We start from the raw sequence: 17613 nt of genomic DNA on the forward strand, positions 1-17613 counted from the left end.
TGCATTTTACGGATATTTAAGCGCTGGTAATGAGGGGGTTGATTATTCACATAATATGCCACCTGCTAAATCTGTAAAATACGTCCCGAAACCCCTATTAACCATGTTAAATGTTGTTGTTATAGAGTTGCTATTGAGATCTAAGTTATTATTCTCTTTTTCCATTGTTGTGAATTGAAATATGCTTTCGTTACTATTTTTGCATTGCTCCATCGCGCTGTCTGGGTTCGTAAACATTAGTAGATTTTCTTGTTCATGGAACTCTAAAGCAACAGCATCTAGAAAAGCCTGATTATCATCAAGAAAAACAACTTTAGTGGGATGATAGAAACTCATTATATTAGTATTTAATACATTCATATTTTTTCCATTTACATCTAACGTATAAACCAACTGTTAAGATCTTGTTGAGAATCTCCTATCAGAGAAGATAAAATCTATTTTTGATTTCTTTCTTTATATCATGTTTTTTAAACCGAAATTGCTCCTTATGTTATCACAACGCAGTAGAACCACAAAAGAACACCATTTATCTAAAAAACTCCTTCTGCTGAATTTCTCTTATGATGTGAGTATTTATTTTATATTTAACCCAGCCACCCCGACCAACCTTTTGATCGGCGCGGATAAGTATTCCTGCATTATTTAAGCGGAACAAAGTGTTTTTAAGGGATTTTTGATTCACTTGAGTTAATTTTGATATTGACTCGAGTGTTAGCTCATCAGTTGTATCTGATTTGTTAATTTTAATGTTTTTGTATAGTGCAATTATAATTGCTCGCTGGTTGCCAACTAATTTTGAAAAGCTAATTTGAGGATTTTTTTCCAATACGGAAACTTGCGCATCAACTGTCTTCGATGCCAAATCATTAACCTTTACGTGAACCGATTGTGAACCGTTATTTGTATTGTTATTTAAAACGGAGTTTGCATGAGCAGATGGGCTTCCAACTGGTACTGTTTGTTGGATGAGGCTTTGATCGTGAACCGATTGTGAACCGTTACTTGTATTGTTATTTAAGCCGGAGTTTGCATGAGCAGATGGGCTTCCAACTGGTACTGTTTGTTGGATGAGGCTTTGATCGTGAACCGATTGTGAACCGTTACTTGTATTGTTATTTAATACGGGGTTTGCATGAGCAGATGGGCTTCCAATTGGTACTGCTTGTTGGATGATGCTTTGCTCGTGAACCGATTGTGAACCGTTATTTGTATTGTTATTTAATACGGGGTTTGCATGAGCAGATGGGCTTCCAGCAGGTGCTGTTTGCTGGACAATGCTTTGCTCGTGAACCGATTGTGAACCCTTACTTGTATTGTTATTTAATACGGGTTTTGCATGAGCTGATGGGCTTCCAGCTGGTACTGCTTGTTGGATGAGGCTTTGCTCGTGAACCAATTGTGAACCGTTACTTGTATTGTTATTTAATACGGGGTTTGCATGAGCAGATGGACTTCCAGCTGGTGTTGTTTGTTGGATGAGGCTTTGCTCGTGAACCAATTGTGAACCGTTATCTTTAGTATAAATATCATCAAAAAAATGGCTTGCTTTGGCGGGGCTTTTTACCCTTTTTTCTGGCAGTTTTCTTTCCTGAGTATATAATTCGAACGCTCCCTTTTTTATAGCCATCAGATAGCCTCTAGCTCGTTAGTTAGCAAAAGATCTACGAAGCTAAGTTCGTTGTTATTAACTCTACCCCATAATTCAGATATCAGATGGTAGTATTCTTCTGCCTGAGAGGAACCAAGAGCGTATTCTAATATGGTTTGTTTAGACATTAGAGCTTCTTCCCATTTTACAGATTTACGTATTGGTGTAGTAATCATATAGTCTACATAACGACTCAGGTACGTTGCATTTATTTGTTGACTAAGTGAGCTTCTTTCAAGCGCAGTACTAAACATGATTATTCCTTGGTCTGTTAGCTTCATAACATCTTGAAAGTCCCAAATGTTTTGCATATTAGTCGAAGAAGCATTATAAGCAAGAAGACTGCATCCTAATGGCATAACAACTGATGATGAAACCAAAATGGAATTTTCTACGAGATGATTCCATGTGGGGCTGTTATCAAAGATGATGACATCATATTTAGAGAGAAGCGGTATTAATTTATCTTGGAAGATATATTCACGACGTTTTTCAAAAGACATCCACTTATTTAATTTAACTAAATCGTGTGTTTCAGGTATAAAGTCGAGGGTGGGTAAAGACGTTGGGCGAATGATTTCTTCTAATGGTGTATTTTCAACGAAAAAATGAAATAAGCCTTTTCCTTGTTCAAAATCATCAAGCCTATTAAGTTCTTGTTGAGGAATTATTATATCTGAAACAGAACACTCAGGATCTAATCCTATTAATATAGTCTTTATACCATTAAGTGCTAGAGTACGTGCCTCATTATAGCTGGAAGTCGTTTTATACACCCCTCCTTTTTGCATATACTTACATAATATTTTTTGTTGTGCGGGTGGCTTTAAAAAACCAAATCTTTTTCCGATTTCAGGGAGTTGTTCTAATCCCCATACTCTAGTTGAAACCTTCCCTCGGGCTTCTCTTTTTGCTATTGGTATTTCGCCTCGATCTTCAGCATTATATAATGTTTGAACAGATTTAAAGCGGTTATCCATTTTAAATAATTTACGTATGTCTGAGTTAGTCCAGCTTGTTTGTTCCATTATTTATGCCTTGTATGTTTTTTTGTTTTTATACAGTTAATACATACAATTACATACTCATTTATGTAGGTCAATGATAAAGTAGTTAAAACATATAAAAAAAATTTTATATATGTAAAAGGCGTTTTTGTGTGCCTATTGTGAACCATTAAACATCTTTGAATGTGAACCAATTGTGAACCTATACTAAGGAGCTATTTGGCCTGAATGTTGAATTACATTTGATGCTTATTTAATTTGGTTGTGAACCATTAAACATCTTTTATTGTGAACTAATTGTGAACCAATTGTAAATCGATCGGCATGGCTCAATATATGTTCTCTATCCAATTAAATAAAGGCTAATATCATTATTTGGTGAACCGTTTGTGAACCATTGCTCGTGATTGGCTCGCGTTAATTGTGAACCATTTAAATGACAAATTCGTGAACCGTTTGTGAACCATTGTTGTTGGGAAATATAAAATACATTTAGGTAAATTGCTTGGTGATATGTGAACCAATAGTGAACCATTTTATAAGCATTTATGTGAACCAATTGTGAACCAATAAAACATAAAAAAATGCTATATTTCAATTGGTTATATAAAAAAAAGGAGTTGACGGATTAAATAATAAACGATAACTTTCTATTAATGATTTAAAAAAGGCAAAAAAAAAGCCCGTTGACGCGGGCTTTCCGGTTAACGCTAAAGTATAACCTGAACAAATATATCTTAGCGTTAAGTAATTGATTAGTCAACAATTAGCTACCGCTAAGGATATTACACGCATGCAAGAAAGTGCGTTAGTGATGGATTGCATTGATTTCATTAAGAAATCAACAGAAACAAGCTACAGCTCTAGAAGGGCAGGGATGGTGCGTCAGGGTAACTGGTGCGGCCATGATCCTGAGTCCCCGCGTTTTTTTCAAAAGCCACAGGAACATAAGGATCGCCCCAAAATAATTACCTGGGCGATTGATGCCTGGCGGCGTTACTATGGGCTACCCACATCCTATTTTAAAGAAATCCGTATGCGTCGCAACTCAACGCGCCAGCAGCGCTCTGAGGCGCGTGAAGCTTTGGCAAGTATAGCTCAGGTTTTATTACATTATACGGAACTGGCAAGTCTTAGGGTGGGTGTACCTCATGCAAGTGAAGGATTTCGCTCCCTTACCATTGAATTTCTTGCCGATAAGGCCGGGATTGGTTTAAAGCGCGCACAACGCGCCATTAAATTACTGGTTCGTGCAGGCTATTTAAAAATGATCGAGCGTTTTGATGTCAAACTCGAGGAGGGAAAAGAGCGTTTTATTGGTCTTGCTGCCGTGAAGTGCCTAACGCCCGCCTTTTTTAAAGCATGCAACATTAATCTGCAGGCTCTGTCTGCACAACGCGCTCTTGCGCGTAAACGGCTTAATAAGAAGCGAAGCACCTTTATTGCCAATGCTCAGGAGTCTCAGGCTGCCGCACGTAATATTCTTGATTTTATAGCTCCCAAAGGGAATGCTAAAACCCACATTGATGTGATGAAAGACATGCTTAAGTCTGAGCAGAAAACTGAAGAACAGGCGCGCGAAAAAGAACGCAGACGAAGAGAATCCCTTCTGCGCCGCCACAAATTGCGGGAATAGGGCGCTACAACCCACTTCAACACCCTTACCTTTGTTATTTTAGAGATATCCCTCTATACCCCCTAATACTACTAAAATGCTGCACAAACCCTAATTTTTATCATTATCTATAATTAGAGTAGAAAAAAACGTCCATCACCTGCAAAACATGTGAATTACAATGAATAAACTATCATTTTTAATAAAAGCTACTGTATATATTTTGTCATAATGAAATTTAAGTGTCTTATAGAATAGCTTTTAAGTGTCCGCTCTTACTTATAGTCCCGTTTAAACCTTCTTGAATATTATCCACAAGAAGGTTCTGTGGATAATTAATAATAAGGAATTCGCTACGCTCATCAATCATTTCATCTTATTAAAAGGAATTGGCCTATGGCCAATAATCAAATAAAAAAACAAACAAAGCAATAATTAAAGATCGATTGCCTCATCACCCATCACTCAATCGCAATAAAAGATAACTCCGCATTTTATTAAGAACAATGACTACTCACTCGCAAGCTCGCTCCGTTCCTCATTGTTCTTAATAAAATACTCCGTTATTTTTATTTTTGCGACTGAGCGATGAATGACGAGGCACAAATCTAAATCTTTCTTTTAAACTGCTTTAAATGAATTCGCTTCGCTCATAACTATTAAATGCTCCTAAGCTCCAAAATCAAAGGCAGGTGAGCAAAATTCGAACATACCTTTATCCACATTTTTAGGAGATAACCATGTGAATAGATTGACTTAAGGCAATACCGATAAGAACAAGGAGAAAGTGTACTCAATGAGAGTAATAGTTAAACATGACCCTTTTTTACCAAGATCCCGGCCGGGGGGCTAATTGATAAAAGAAATGTATCAACAGATGGTAAATACAAACAGGTGTAAAACCCAAATTAAACATATCTAATGTATCAACTATTGATAAATTCAATGGATATCAATAAACTGCCTTCAATAATTACTATAGAGCTTTATAAACTATGGCCAATAAAAAGCGCAAAGTATCCCTGGATGACTATGTATCTTGTTATCACTATTTTGAACGTGCCATTCAAAATAATCGATTCATGACTGAAGAGACGAACAATTCGGTGAGAATAAAAGCAATCCACGCCTTTGCTGAACTCAAAAACACGGCGCATGATGAAGAAACAGTACGCTTGTTTCAATTATGGCTTGATGAATTCGTAGATCCTCAAGCTTTTAGTCGCTGTTATCGTGCTCTGAATCAAAAAAAATATCTGGTCGAGAAAACTCTGCGTACCATCACCATCAGTGATGAAGCTTATAACGCATTAAAAGAAATCGCACATCAAAAAAATATCAGTCTCTCACAGGCGATAGTGGATGGCTGTACCTTACTACATAACAAAAATACTGAATCAATTAGACCATCGATAAACACGGACACATTAAAACCTGGTAACATCAATCCAAAACCAACTGGTTTGTCAATCCCACTGATAAAATCAATTGCGCAAGGCAACACCAATGTCATTTCCTTGTTTGGTGATGAACTTGATGAGTCAACAGACGAGGAAGAGTCAGACACTGAGTTTGATTTCTTTGATTTTGAAGAAGTACGCGAATGGCCACGTAAACCTGAAGGCTATGATTTTAGAACCAATGAATCCTATAAAAAATACCGCAAATATATTGAGCGTCTTACTATTAAAAAGCCAGATGAAGAACTGCTGAACACCTTTAATAAAACGATTAATTATTACCTCACGAAAGACAATTGCCACCAGATTGGACCACATCTGCTTTCAATCCGTCAGGAACTCTTAAATCAAAAGCTCTTTTCTCAAAAGTTTAATCCTGAACTCTTTGAGATCAGTAAGGGATTTAACGTAGGCAATCTCACCATGGATGATTATGCGGATGAACTGATTTTTCTTTTAGGATATATCTTTGGCTGCACCACTCAATCCATCACCGCAGGAAATAGACAACCGACCGTGTTTGCAGGTCACCCAAACCATGTTCAGCTGGCCTACAAAACCTTTCATTACCTTGATGCCTTCTTGAACGATGAAGTGAAGTCCTTTGCCGCACGGTGTCATAAAAACACCAAAAGAAAAAATCGAACTACCCGTGCAAAATGGCATGGATGCCACCTGGTCGGAGTGATGCTGAACTCTATTATTGATGATGAAGAAGACTATATGCTGTTACCCCAATCAGAATATGAACAATTATCTAAATATTCCTTTAATAAAGTGCATGAGTATTTTGATGAAAACGAACCTATTGGTGGTTGGTGGGATCCTAAAAAACATCCATTCAGATAACCTTAAGCCTGCAATATCATCAAGAATAGTGAGTCACTAAAAAAAGAATGACTGAACTCAATTTATTCGATAGAATGATCAAGATTTAACCGCTCTAAGGAAAAGCGCTCGGTTGATTGTTGTTTCAAACCAAATTAAGGAAACGTGGTAATGAGTAACATTCTGAATATTAAAAATCAATTTCCCCCCTCAATGGGCAACCTTAAGACCTTATTTTCAGGGTTTTTATACGTTGCCTCAAAAACCGCAGATACACCTCAATCCAATACGTAAAAAAAGTACTGGTAATTTCAATAATTAAGAGGTTATCCGTCACCCTGCTTATATTAAGGTTAACCTAATCATCAGGTGACACCATTTGTATTTTAAAAAAGTGGATGACCCATTCGTTGTAAGGAAGAATCATGTCGTATCAAAAAGTGGAACTTGAGTTGGCTTCTGATATCCATCAATCAGAAGACATGGAGCAGGACACTCTCGCTCAGAAAACAAAAAAAGATAAAGAGCGTTTTGAGAAGATTGTAACGACTCAAAATAAAATACAAAAAATTAAAGCAGATCTTAATCAACTGATTCAATCAATGAATAACAATTCCAGTTGGCTGTCTCGTGCTGCAAGTATATGGCATGAAATTCCTTTGTGGCAAAAAATTACCGCAGGTGCAGTGCTTACCATACCTCTTTTGATGATTGGACTCATGGCAAATCTAGCATCTCTTATTACGCTCAGTATTGTTACGGTAATTGTTTATACAGTAAGTCACATTCTTCTTGAAAATCATCAGAGTCAAAATACAGACAATATCGAACATTTGAAGGCAGGAATTTCAAGTCTTGTGGATCTGCTGGATTCGGTTATCTCAACTTTAGAGCTTTTACGCGAACAACTGGCCATTGAAATTGATGCATTCCAGAAAGAAAATGAACGTCTAACCGAGAGTGTTCAACAATTTTGTGAGCAAATTAACACACTAAAGTCAGAAATCAGTAAGCTGAGTGATACCGAAAAGGCACTGCGTGCAATTCAGATTGAACTCGAATTGACTGCCAAAACGCTTAAAGGCTCTATTGAGGAACAGTCTCAAGTTTTAGAAAACACTCAAAAGGAATTAGAGCAGGTTGTTCTGGCGTATAAAGACAATCAGAATCAGTTATCTGATAAAATTAAAGAGCTTGATGAAGTTAAAGTAAAAATGAGTAAAGAAGTTGATCAGGCACAAACACTTTCTCTTGTTCTAAAAAGCACAGTAGAAGCCCTATCAAAAACGGTCATAGCAGATGAAGAGCAACGTACCTCATTTCAATTAAGACTCAATGAATTCCTAACTGATAAAGAAAAGAGCTTTGATCAGGTAGCGGAGCGAATATGCGAAGCCGAACGCAAACTCTCTGTCGTTACAAAACAATTAGAAGAAAGTAATCAGAGGTATCGCAAGCTTTTAGACAGGCAGGAACAACAGATTATTCGCCTGGAACAAATTGATGTGGTTCAACCCGAAGAGGTGCAGGAATCGTTTGATGGTGTTAAGCCAAGCATCAATGGGTTTTATGCAATAAAAAAAGAGCCTCCATTTTTTCCTGAACCTAACCTTGGGGCTACGTTGATGGCCGTACTATAAGTGCTGAATAGTTTACTTTGGTTTGCCATGATTTACTCCATGAACCATCCATGACTGACAATAAGAGATTGTCCGGTTAACGCATTAGATTCAAATGATGCAAAAAATAAAGCAGTTTGAGCTACATCATCGGTGGTAGTAAATTGGCCATCAACGGTATCTTTAAGCATTACCTTTTTAATGACCTCGTCTTCACTGATACCTAGTTCTTTAGCTTGTTCTGGAATTTGTTTATCAACCAGAGGAGTGCGGACAAATCCAGGGCAAATAATATTAGCTCTCACGTTGTGAGCCGCACCTTCTTTAGCGACTACTTGACATAAACCAATCAAACCATGTTTTGCTGTAACATAAGGTGCTTTAAGAACAGAGGCTTCTTTAGAATAAACAGATCCCATATAAATAATGCTTCCACCTTTACCTGAAGCATACATATATTTTAGAGCCGCACGAGTCGTTAAGAAGGCACCATCTAAATGAATGGCTAGCATTTTTTTCCAATCGGAGAAGGCTAATTTATCGATTGATTCTATGATTTGAATTCCTGCATTGCTGACCAGAATATCCACTGCGCCAAACTGTTTTACGACGGCATCAACACCTTCATTGACCTGTTGTTCGTCAGTGACATTCATGGTTACTGCCATAGCCTGTCCACCTTGGGATTTTATTTCGTCAACAACACCATGTGCTGCATCCAAATTGAAATCAGCAATAGCAACTTTGGCGCCTTCTTTGGCATATACCAAAGCGATTTCTTTACCTATTCCACTGGCAGCGCCTGTAACTATGGCTGTTTTATTTTTTAATCTCATGAGTACACTCCCTGTAACTACATCGGTTTTTTTCAAAAAAGACAGCTAGGCTGCGTTAACGCCGCCTAGCGTTTGGAACGTCATCTGACTTTATCTTCGCCTTGATGAATAGGTTGAATCGCTTACCCGCAGGCCTACGCTCCGGAGTTTTTCTAAATATTCGCGCGCGCATGGTGCTTACATGTATTGACCACCATTGATATCAAAGTTTGCCCCTGTAATGAAACCACTTTGTTCATCAGCAAGAAAAGTAACTAATCGAGCGACTTCTTGGGGAATTCCTAAGCGTCCCACTGGAATTTGAGCGATGATAGAATTTAAAATATCTTCCTTTATGGATGCAAGCATTTCAGTTTTAATATAACCGGGTGAGATTGTATTCACCGTAATCTCTTTTTTAGCTACTTCTTGGGCTAAGCTTTTAGTAAATCCATAAAGTGCTGATTTACTTGCTGAATAATTGCACTGCCCGAACTGCCCTTTACGGCCATTGATGGAAGAAATAGTAATAATGCGACCGTACTTATTATCCAACATAGTGGGTAATACCGTTTTTGTCATATTAAAAACACTATTTAAATTCGCATTAATCACATCATGCCATTGTTCTGGAGACATTTTTTTTAATGTTGCATCATTGGTAACGCCTGCATTGTTGACTAGCACATCGATTGTACCGTATTTTTCTATGACCAAATCCGTTAAGTGTTCACAGTCTTTGAATTAAGAACTATCCGCATAAGCAATATCAATCTCAAATCCTTGAGCTACTTGTTGCGCTTGCCAAGCTCTTGCTAAATCGTGATCACCATTTTTGAAATAACAGGCAACTACTTGATAATTCAATTGATGCATCTCTTGACAGATAGTTGTTCCAATACCTCCTGTCCCACCTGTTACTAAAGCAACTCGTTTATTCATTTGTATTCCTCCTTGAATTTTCTTTACCTTAAAAGTAAATTGATTGTTTTGTAATGAACTAAAGATTTATTTGTAGAGATAAATAGGGTACTAATTAGTGACTAAATGAGTTCAACTTCTTCTGCTTGCAGACCTTTTTGTCCTTTACCTGCTTTAAACAGAACATTTGCACTTTCTGGCAAGGTTTTAAAACCACTGCTTTGTATGGCACTGAAATGAACAAAATAATCTTTGCCACTACTTTCAATAAAGCCAAAGCCTTTGCTTTCATTAAACCATTTTACCTTACCACGAATTTTGTCTGTCATTTTGGGGTCCTTTTTGAGTCATTGAAAATCTGTACTAGTTTTATGCTGGATGATTCATGATGTCAATAGCCGCTAAGTGGTGCATTACACCATGAAAGTGGCTAATGGTGATTCACGAACCATTAATTCTTAAGATGAAGCATGTCATTTAAATATAAAGGATATTTGACCTCCCCGCTCAAGTGTTGCATCTTTTATAGACGTAATGTGTTCTAAGCCATGCTGTACTCTCAATGCTTGTAAAATATCATGCGGAGTCAGGCGACAAGAGCGAATATTCTTTTCAATGTATTTTCCGTTTTTAACAAGACCGATTTTCTCGCCTTTAATGTAGGTACCAAGCCAATGACTTTTATAGGATAAATAAGCTAAAAATCGATGGATGGCTACGATGAGCGCACAAACTATCATTGAGGGAAGGAGGGGAATATTATTGACAATAGCTTCTCCTAGTATTGCACCAAGAATAATATAAATTATAAAATCTAAAGAAGAGTGATTACCAAATAGTCGGGCTGAATTCGCTCTAAAGAGAACTATCGCATAGAGGGTGATAATGATCCCTCTGAAATAAAGCCTATAATCAAACACCTCGCTCCAACCAAAAAGGTTATCCATACTATTCCATTTAAATTAATTAACTTGGATGATAAGTTTATTGTCCCTGTTACGATTATACGTGACAATCATTCTTTAGGTTGACATCTAGTTATTTCTAATTTTATTACGATAAATTAATCAAAGAGATTGCTCTGAGTATCTGATTAAAAATGTGCCCTAATCCGTGTGATATACACGGTAATAGAACTGTTGGGATTCGTACCACCAACGACGCGCAGCCATTACAAAACCCTATGGAAAAAACCAATATCCGGTGGGTGATGTGATACATCATGCCCCCAATTTTTAATTCTTTAAGATTTATACTGTTCTTGATAAATCAAAGGTTAATACTCCTTCTTCATGACTTGGACGCTTAAAAATTTGGGGGTATTGCAGCGTTCTCACCGTGTCTGCATAACCCGCGTTCCAATGTTCTCTCATGGTGAAAAGAGCGAATTCATAATCTTTGGAATGTCCTTCAGATTGTTTTGGGCGGTGAATCAATTGCACAATATTATATACTTTGTGATCCGCTATTTCTTTAAGAAGGGACGCTTCTTTGCCTTCAGATAAATGAGGCGGTAATTTGGAAAGCAGGCTGGCAAGTGTGCAGCGAATACTTTGGAGTCTTTGGAAATGAAAAGTACTGGCACGTGTCCTGCTGGAATATTGGATTTCTTTTTGGCGTGTCATGGTCTCGGCAATAGAACGTGGTAGTGTGCCTTGAGCATTCCAAAGATCTACTTGAAAGGCAAGAGTATCCTGGCGCGTCTCACCTTCAACTACCCACTCTAGCGGAGTATTAGAAATCAACCCCCCATCCCAATAGAATTCCCCATCAATTTCAGTGGCGGCAAAACCTGGGGGTAGGGATGCGCTTGCTATGACATGCTCAGGACGAATAGTGTGCGTTGTATTATCAAAATAGATGAAATTGCCAGAGGTTACATTGACAGCTCCTACACTAAAGCGAATCGGTTCATTATTAATCCTGTCAAAGTCTACAAAACGTTCTAACGTGGTTTTAAGAGGGTTAAGATCATAAAAACTTGTAGCCTCAATGGTTCCATCGGGGTAAAAAAAAGGGGCGGGATTGCGAGGGGTGAAGAAATTAGGCACCCCATTCATTAAACTTGACCAGGCACTCGTCTGATTGAACAGGTTACGCCCTAGGATATTGGTGGAAGTTATTGGAGCAAATACACTTGACCAATCGAGTAAAGGATTCGCACAGAGATGTTCCCAAAATAGTTTAAGTTGTGCGACCCTATTATTGATTGGGTTGCCTGCTATAATTGCGGCATTAATAGCACCGATTGAAATACCTGCTACCCAGTCAGGAAGGAGATCAACCTCGGCAAGAGCTTCATAGACTCCTGCTTGATAGGAACCTAAAGCGCCTCCTCCTTGTAAAACAAGTGCAATACACTCAAAGGGTGGCCGTTTTATCGTGTATGGTGACTTTTTTAGCTGTGACGCGCTCTGTCTTTTGCTTTTCAAAGAATGCCCCTATCTTGAAAAATTCATTTACGGATTTAGTGTACCTATATTAAATACTAAGATAGGCATTATTGATGAATTAGGCAACTTGCTCCTGACATTGAATGAACTATTAAGTGGGTGGTGCTCTAGAAATCTATTATCGTTTAGTGTCGAACACATTAATTGGCGTTCTTTTACAGAATCCTAAATGCGTTCCTGGTCATTTAACAAATCAGAATTAATTTTGTGCGGGATGATGCATTATGTCAATAGGGATTACGTTGTTATCATTTCATCTCTCGAAGGAGAAAAAGACTCACATCATCCATGGTTTCATGCCCCTCTCTAAACGGTTTTTCTAATACTCTGATGAGACGTCCGATATAGAGGAAGAAATAAGCAATGAAGCCAAAAAGTATAAATGATTCTGGAGAACCTTCAGTTTTTAAGAACAAAAGAAACAAGGTGAGAAAACCTATTAAGGATTCTGCCAAAATATGGACGGATGGTATAAATTGAGTTCTTTGAATTTGATAGATACGTAGGATAATACGGCGCAAGGTTCCTTGTTCCATTTTTAAACGCACAACAAAATTAGGTGGCATACCTAATTGTTCCATGGAATCAAACGAGGATGCCAGTTGATTGATTGAACTTAGACAAGGATCTAAGTCGTGATGATCTCCATCATGATCGATCCCTTTAAAAAAAAGCTGCACTATTTTTCTAGTAGTGTTATGAATTTTTTTTAAATCAAACTCATTATTCTTTTGATGAAAAAGAGTCGCTTCTTCTAATATATTTTCAAGAGTGGCTCTGATTTCTGCTGGAAATTTTTCGGCTTCTTTAAAGTCTGCCAAAATGCCAGCGAGCAAAATACTAATAATAAAAATGGCACCGGCCATCGTACTTGTAAAAAGAAGACTCACGCCTAAAAATTCTAAATTGAAGCGATGAATAAAAAATTTCGTGATGATCAATAAAATCATTAGGGGCACAACCCAAAAACAGATATGAAATTTTTTGAACCCGTTGTTTTTCTTTTGATGTTTATGGCTCTTCATAACCGATCATCCCTTGCTCATTTTTTAGTAAATTAAATACATCATTATCCCTAAAATCACTATACAGTGCTTTGATATAGATTCAATTCATTAATTCATTGCGTCTGCTCCACCAAAAAAGTAGTTACAGGATATTATTGGGAATGTTTTTTAATGGAGTAATAAGTGTGAAGTTCATCTATAAGACTTTGTAGTTTTTTATATTGAGCTTGAGTTATATCGTAGTCATTCACATCGCTGCTGGCATCCATCCGAGTGGCCAGTTTTTTAATAGAAGCAATATGGTTTTGAAGCATCTTTAATTGTTCTGGTGATAAATGTTGGCTTAATTTAGGTAGTGCTTTTACCAATTTAAGAACAGCAAAAACATGATAATGCACTTCACTTAACTGCTTGTTCTCAAGCATTTTATAAAGAGCCACGTTGTATTCATCTATTTCTTGAAAAATTTCTGGAATGGTTTTAGGAATAACCACTTGCGACACGGGATGCTCACTGGCAAAGGCTAAAGATATAAAGAATATAAAAAGAAAAATAATTTTAGCACTTTGTCTCACTCGCATGTTTCGTATTAAACATCTTATATTCATCGGCGCCTCATCTAAAGGATAACTACATCTTATTTAATATTAATGCCGCCCTGGGTGTCCTGATGGGCGGTAACCTCCTCCTGGGTTCTTCTTATGTGTGTGTGTATCTTCAGTTGTTGAAGTACAAGAGGATAGAATCATTAGAACTAAAATTAGGGTACTTATTTTATTTAAGATCTTAAAAAATAGCATGGGGCTGTCCTTAGTCGTTTAATAATTCCTTTCAAAGAATCAGTGTGTTGGAATGGTATGAAAATATTTCTTATATAAAGTAATATAAATGTCATTATTGGTTAATTTTTGAAGCGCTTTATTAACTCTTTTAATGAGTGGCACAGAGTCATTTTTAGCCATAATTCCATAGCCTGTCCCTATGAGTAAGGGTTCGCCAATTCCTATAAAAGAGTGTTGATTATTAATAATCCAATAGTCTGCGGAAAAATCATCCATTAAAATACCATCCACTTCATTACCGTTCAATGCACTAATTAATTGGTCTGTTGTAGGATATTCTGTAATGGATATGCCTGGCAATTTAAGAGTTATCCATTGTTTAAAAATACTTCCTTGTATGACGCCCACATTTTTTTTATTGAAATCGTCCAGCGAGGTGATTGCGTTTTTTGATGTTGTAATAAAACGTGCGTTACTTACTAAATAGGGAAGACTAAACGTAAACTGTTTTTGGCGCTCATCGGTTATGATAATTGCAGCAATCGCTAAATCGATGGTTCCTTTATTTAATTGTGTAAAGAGTTGATTAAAGGGCATGGGTTTAAACTGGCATTGGGCCTTCATTTCAGTACATAGACTGCTCATAAGCTCTATATCAAAACCAAAATAATGATCCTTACCCGCACGAACAGTAAATGGGGGATCATAAGATACAATTCCTACCGTCAAGGGTTTAGCGATTATGAGAGAGGTATGTATCAAAAGAATTAAGCCTATAAAACGAATCAACATAACAGAATCACTTATAATAAAGCATTAATTTGTATGTGTTTTAACATGTATCCCCAAGTTTTTAAATGATTTTTAAGAATAAATCACAGGGGTGTATAATTAATCTATTTAAGGGTAAACTTAAAAAGAGCTTGTTATTACAGATATGATTGAAGGTAAGGGATGCTTTATTTTATAAGAATGATACTGACGGTTTTATTCATCTTCGTTTTCAGCGAGGTGATGGCCGCTAACCCACTTACATTTAAAGAAGCATTAAATGAAGCCTATCAAAACAACCCTGAACTACAAGCAGAAATTGACAAAGCCCATGCCATGCGTGGTTACTTCATCCAAAGCGGTCTTTACCCTAATCCCCAAGTTACCTTAACCGCAGAAAACTTTGGTGGTTCAGGTTCTTATTCAAGCTATGAAGCCGCAGAAACCACAGCTTCTATTACCCAACCCATTCCTTTAGGAAACCGCTTATATTATCAACAAAGAGCTACTTACGGTGATTACCTTGCATCTCTAGCACAAATTCAGGTCTATAAGGCAACGTTATACATTAACGTAGGAACAGCTTATGTAGATGCCTTGTATGCAGGTCAGTGGCATGAGGTTACAAAAAAATTGACTCGTGTCAACGAAGATATCGTAGCCGCTATTGATAGACGGGTAAAAGCAGGCGCTGGCGCGGAACTGGATTTACGGTTAGCACAAGTGCGACTCGGTGATGCACGCATTCAACAGAAAAAAGCAGGTCAAGACACACTGGCTCAGCGCGCCAAATTATCGCGCCTTTTGGGTGATGGTTTGCGAGAAGACCGTCGTTTAGTCGATAAAGGACTTCCTGATGTGGCATTGAAATGGTCTGAGTTAATTAAGAAACTGCCGCAAAGCCCGCAATTACAACAAGTACAAATCCAATTACAAGCCAAGCGTGCTACCATCACTGCCGTTAAAAAGGCCGTATGGCCTGACTTAAATGTGCAATTGGGTGGACGACATTTTGAAGACGACGGTTCTAATGCGGTGGTTGCTTCAGTTAATGCTGAGGTGCCGGTGTACAATAGAAATCAAGGAAAAATTCTCACGGCCGAAGCCCAATACACGCAGACTGCACATCTGTATCAAGGCACCCGCCTTGATGTGAGACAAAATGTTTATACCGCCTTCTTGCAAGCTCAACAGAGCCAATATGAAGCTAATTTGGTAACTAATTCCCTGCTTCCTTTGGCGCGTAAATCGATTGGATTAGCCCAAGAAGGCTATAAAATGGGGCGTTACACCTACCTTGAATTATCACTTTCTTTAAACACTTTGTTTGAAGAGGAGCGCCATTATCAACAAGCTCATGCAGATTACCATAAAACCTTAATCCAGCTCACAGGACTCTTGGGATTACATCCCACTAAGGAGAGTAAATGAACCGACTACTATTTAAATCTTTTTTTATGCTCATCATTCTTTTGGTAAGTTTTAGTTTTATGTCAGGTTGCTCTAATGAATCTAATGTGCCTCAGGAGGAGAAGAAAGAAGAGCCAATAGAGAAGGGGCCAGCCGGCGGCCGTTTACTTAAAAAAGGAGCGCTAAGTCTTGAGCTTCAGTTATTTAATCGTGGCATGCCTCCTCATTTTCGCGCCTATATTTATCAAAACGATACGATAATTTCCCCAAACCAAGCCCAGCTTACGGTACAACTAACCCGTTTTAATCAGAAAAAAGAAGACATTACGTTTATTCCTGTTGAAGACTATTTGCAAAGTAATCAAGTGATTCAAGAGCCCCATTCGTTTGATGTCTCCGTTAAATTAGTGTTATCGGGGCAATCGTATGAATGGAATTACGCAAGCTATGAAGGTCGCGTGAAACTGCTGCCAGCAACACTTAAAGCTGCGGACATTCAAACGGAAACCGCAAAAAGTCAGATTATAAAAACCCAGATAAAAGTAGTAGGGAAAATAGTTCCTAATCGAGATACGATGGCGCCTATTTATGCGCGTTATGCGGGCATTATCAAATCGATGAATAAGTATTTAGGCGAAGAAGTCACTAAAGGTGAACCGCTGGTGACTATTGAAAGCAATGAAAGCTTACAAAACTATACGATTAACGCGCCTATTACCGGCACCATCGTCCAAAAATATGTAACTAATGGTGAGTTGGCACAAACCACCAAACCTATTTATGATGTTGCGAATTTAAGTAATGTTTGGGCTGATTTTAGTCTATACCGTAAAGATGCACCGTTGGTGAAACAAGGCATGACTATTCGGGTAACAGGCGATGAAGGCAAACCTAATTCGAACAGTACTATATCCTATATAGCTCCTCTTGGCATTGAGGACAGTCAGACCACATTGGCACGTGCCGTTTTACTCAATGAGAAGCGTCTTTGGTTGCCGGGCATGTACGTTAATGGGGAAATTATTATCAAAGAAAAAACAGTACCTGTCGCTGTACTTCTTTCAGCCACTCAACGTATTGGTGACCAAGACTTAGTCTATGTACAACAAGGTGATTATTTTGAAGCAACCCCAGTGGTTCTTGGGCAAAAGGATTCACAATGGGGTGAGGTGATATCAGGACTGGAGGCCGGGCAGAAGTATGTCACTCAAAACAGTTTCTATATTAAAGCGGAGCTTGGCAAGGAAGGCGCAAGCCATGACGACTAAGGATAA

The 17613-nt window shown here is 37.9% G+C and carries 16 protein-coding genes and 1 pseudogene; 6 read left to right on the forward strand and 11 right to left on the reverse strand.

The genetic code is table 11. From position 1 onward, the window contains the following. Positions 1-42: 42 nt before the first annotated feature. The 3 genes from E1P08_RS14240 to E1P08_RS14250 form a co-directional block, all read right to left on the reverse strand. Positions 43-360: a hypothetical protein gene (locus E1P08_RS14240; RefSeq protein WP_133137681.1), complete on the reverse strand. Its 318-nt coding sequence runs from the start codon at positions 358-360 to the stop codon at positions 43-45. A gap of 169 nt (positions 361-529) precedes the next feature. Then, positions 530-1630, reverse strand: a complete 1101-nt coding sequence (locus E1P08_RS14245) for a hypothetical protein (protein ID WP_133137682.1) — start codon at positions 1628-1630, stop codon at positions 530-532. Then, positions 1630-2679 carry a ParA family protein gene (locus E1P08_RS14250; protein ID WP_058475106.1) on the reverse strand — a complete coding sequence of 350 codons (1050 nt, stop codon included), beginning with the start codon at positions 2677-2679 and terminating at the stop codon, positions 1630-1632. The genes E1P08_RS14245 and E1P08_RS14250 overlap by 1 nt, the downstream gene beginning before the upstream one ends. A gap of 772 nt (positions 2680-3451) precedes the next feature. Between E1P08_RS14250 and E1P08_RS14255 the strand changes: the two genes are divergently transcribed. From E1P08_RS14255 to E1P08_RS14265, 4 genes are all read left to right on the forward strand, one after another. Beyond that, a complete protein-coding gene (locus E1P08_RS14255; RefSeq protein ID WP_242602483.1) occupies positions 3452-4294 on the forward strand; it encodes a hypothetical protein in 843 nt (280 codons plus the stop codon). Between the two features lie 974 nt (positions 4295-5268). After that, a complete protein-coding gene (locus E1P08_RS14260) occupies positions 5269-6582 on the forward strand; it encodes a DUF7168 domain-containing protein (RefSeq protein WP_133137684.1) in 1314 nt (437 codons plus the stop codon). Between the two features lie 150 nt (positions 6583-6732). Next, entirely contained in the window at positions 6733-6855 is a 123-nt protein-coding gene (locus tag E1P08_RS17650) for a hypothetical protein (RefSeq protein ID WP_278043069.1), read from the forward strand. A 131-nt stretch (positions 6856-6986) separates the two neighbouring features. Continuing rightward, positions 6987-8201: a LegC2/C7 family Dot/Icm T4SS effector gene (locus E1P08_RS14265; RefSeq protein ID WP_133137685.1), complete on the forward strand. Its 1215-nt coding sequence runs from the start codon at positions 6987-6989 to the stop codon at positions 8199-8201. Between the two features lie 32 nt (positions 8202-8233). Here the strand turns inward: E1P08_RS14265 and E1P08_RS14270 are convergent, their stop codons facing one another. The 8 genes and pseudogenes from E1P08_RS14270 to E1P08_RS14305 form a co-directional block, all read right to left on the reverse strand. Next, complete coding sequence (locus tag E1P08_RS14270; protein WP_133137686.1) at positions 8234-9016, reverse strand: 3-hydroxybutyrate dehydrogenase; 783 nt, start codon at positions 9014-9016, stop codon at positions 8234-8236. A gap of 177 nt (positions 9017-9193) precedes the next feature. After that, positions 9194-9937: pseudogene (gene phbB / locus E1P08_RS14275) on the reverse strand (acetoacetyl-CoA reductase). Between the two features lie 101 nt (positions 9938-10038). Continuing rightward, on the reverse strand, positions 10039-10245 hold the full coding sequence (locus E1P08_RS14280; protein WP_061401101.1) for a cold-shock protein: 207 nt from the start codon (positions 10243-10245) through the stop codon (positions 10039-10041). A gap of 144 nt (positions 10246-10389) precedes the next feature. Next, a complete protein-coding gene (locus E1P08_RS14285; RefSeq protein ID WP_133137687.1) occupies positions 10390-10863 on the reverse strand; it encodes a DUF421 domain-containing protein in 474 nt (157 codons plus the stop codon). Positions 10864-11166: 303 nt separating this feature from the next. After that, positions 11167-12348 carry a patatin-like phospholipase family protein gene (locus tag E1P08_RS14290; RefSeq protein WP_133137688.1) on the reverse strand — a complete coding sequence of 394 codons (1182 nt, stop codon included), beginning with the start codon at positions 12346-12348 and terminating at the stop codon, positions 11167-11169. Between the two features lie 269 nt (positions 12349-12617). Then, positions 12618-13319, reverse strand: coding sequence for a hypothetical protein (locus E1P08_RS14295; protein WP_230305026.1), 702 nt, complete (start codon positions 13317-13319; stop codon positions 12618-12620). 209 nt (positions 13320-13528) lie between these two features. Then, positions 13529-13984: a hypothetical protein gene (locus E1P08_RS14300; protein WP_061401098.1), complete on the reverse strand. Its 456-nt coding sequence runs from the start codon at positions 13982-13984 to the stop codon at positions 13529-13531. 231 nt (positions 13985-14215) lie between these two features. Next, complete coding sequence (locus E1P08_RS14305) at positions 14216-14950, reverse strand: transporter substrate-binding domain-containing protein (RefSeq protein ID WP_133137689.1); 735 nt, start codon at positions 14948-14950, stop codon at positions 14216-14218. A 162-nt stretch (positions 14951-15112) separates the two neighbouring features. On the opposite strand from E1P08_RS14305, the gene E1P08_RS14310 reads away from it, so the two are divergent. Continuing rightward, positions 15113-16360, forward strand: coding sequence for a TolC family protein (locus tag E1P08_RS14310; protein WP_061401097.1), 1248 nt, complete (start codon positions 15113-15115; stop codon positions 16358-16360). Next, a complete protein-coding gene (locus E1P08_RS14315; RefSeq protein WP_061401096.1) occupies positions 16357-17607 on the forward strand; it encodes an efflux RND transporter periplasmic adaptor subunit in 1251 nt (416 codons plus the stop codon). Before E1P08_RS14310 ends, E1P08_RS14315 begins: the two co-directional genes overlap by 4 nt. Positions 17608-17613 lie beyond the last annotated feature (6 nt).

Source organism: Legionella rowbothamii (assembly GCF_900639985.1).
GTDB lineage: Bacteria > Pseudomonadota > Gammaproteobacteria > Legionellales > Legionellaceae > Legionella > Legionella rowbothamii.

Excerpts from the sequence above, each read along its gene's own strand:
- E1P08_RS14240 (WP_133137681.1), bottom strand. The coding sequence starts at position 360 with ATGAATGTATTAAATACTAATATAATGAGTTTCTATCATCCCACTAAA.
- E1P08_RS14245 (WP_133137682.1), bottom strand. The coding sequence starts at position 1,630 with ATGGCTATAAAAAAGGGAGCGTTCGAATTATATACTCAGGAAAGAAAA.
- E1P08_RS14250 (WP_058475106.1), bottom strand. The coding sequence starts at position 2,679 with ATGGAACAAACAAGCTGGACTAACTCAGACATACGTAAATTATTTAAA.
- E1P08_RS14255 (WP_242602483.1), top strand. The coding sequence starts at position 3,452 with ATGCAAGAAAGTGCGTTAGTGATGGATTGCATTGATTTCATTAAGAAA.
- E1P08_RS14260 (WP_133137684.1), top strand. The coding sequence starts at position 5,269 with ATGGCCAATAAAAAGCGCAAAGTATCCCTGGATGACTATGTATCTTGT.
- E1P08_RS17650 (WP_278043069.1), top strand. The coding sequence starts at position 6,733 with ATGAGTAACATTCTGAATATTAAAAATCAATTTCCCCCCTCAATGGGC.
- E1P08_RS14265 (WP_133137685.1), top strand. The coding sequence starts at position 6,987 with ATGTCGTATCAAAAAGTGGAACTTGAGTTGGCTTCTGATATCCATCAA.
- E1P08_RS14270 (WP_133137686.1), bottom strand. The coding sequence starts at position 9,016 with ATGAGATTAAAAAATAAAACAGCCATAGTTACAGGCGCTGCCAGTGGA.
- E1P08_RS14280 (WP_061401101.1), bottom strand. The coding sequence starts at position 10,245 with ATGACAGACAAAATTCGTGGTAAGGTAAAATGGTTTAATGAAAGCAAA.
- E1P08_RS14285 (WP_133137687.1), bottom strand. The coding sequence starts at position 10,863 with ATGGATAACCTTTTTGGTTGGAGCGAGGTGTTTGATTATAGGCTTTAT.
- E1P08_RS14295 (WP_230305026.1), bottom strand. The coding sequence starts at position 13,319 with ATGATTTTATTGATCATCACGAAATTTTTTATTCATCGCTTCAATTTA.
- E1P08_RS14300 (WP_061401098.1), bottom strand. The coding sequence starts at position 13,984 with ATGAATATAAGATGTTTAATACGAAACATGCGAGTGAGACAAAGTGCT.
- E1P08_RS14305 (WP_133137689.1), bottom strand. The coding sequence starts at position 14,950 with ATGTTGATTCGTTTTATAGGCTTAATTCTTTTGATACATACCTCTCTC.
- E1P08_RS14310 (WP_061401097.1), top strand. The coding sequence starts at position 15,113 with ATGCTTTATTTTATAAGAATGATACTGACGGTTTTATTCATCTTCGTT.
- E1P08_RS14315 (WP_061401096.1), top strand. The coding sequence starts at position 16,357 with ATGAACCGACTACTATTTAAATCTTTTTTTATGCTCATCATTCTTTTG.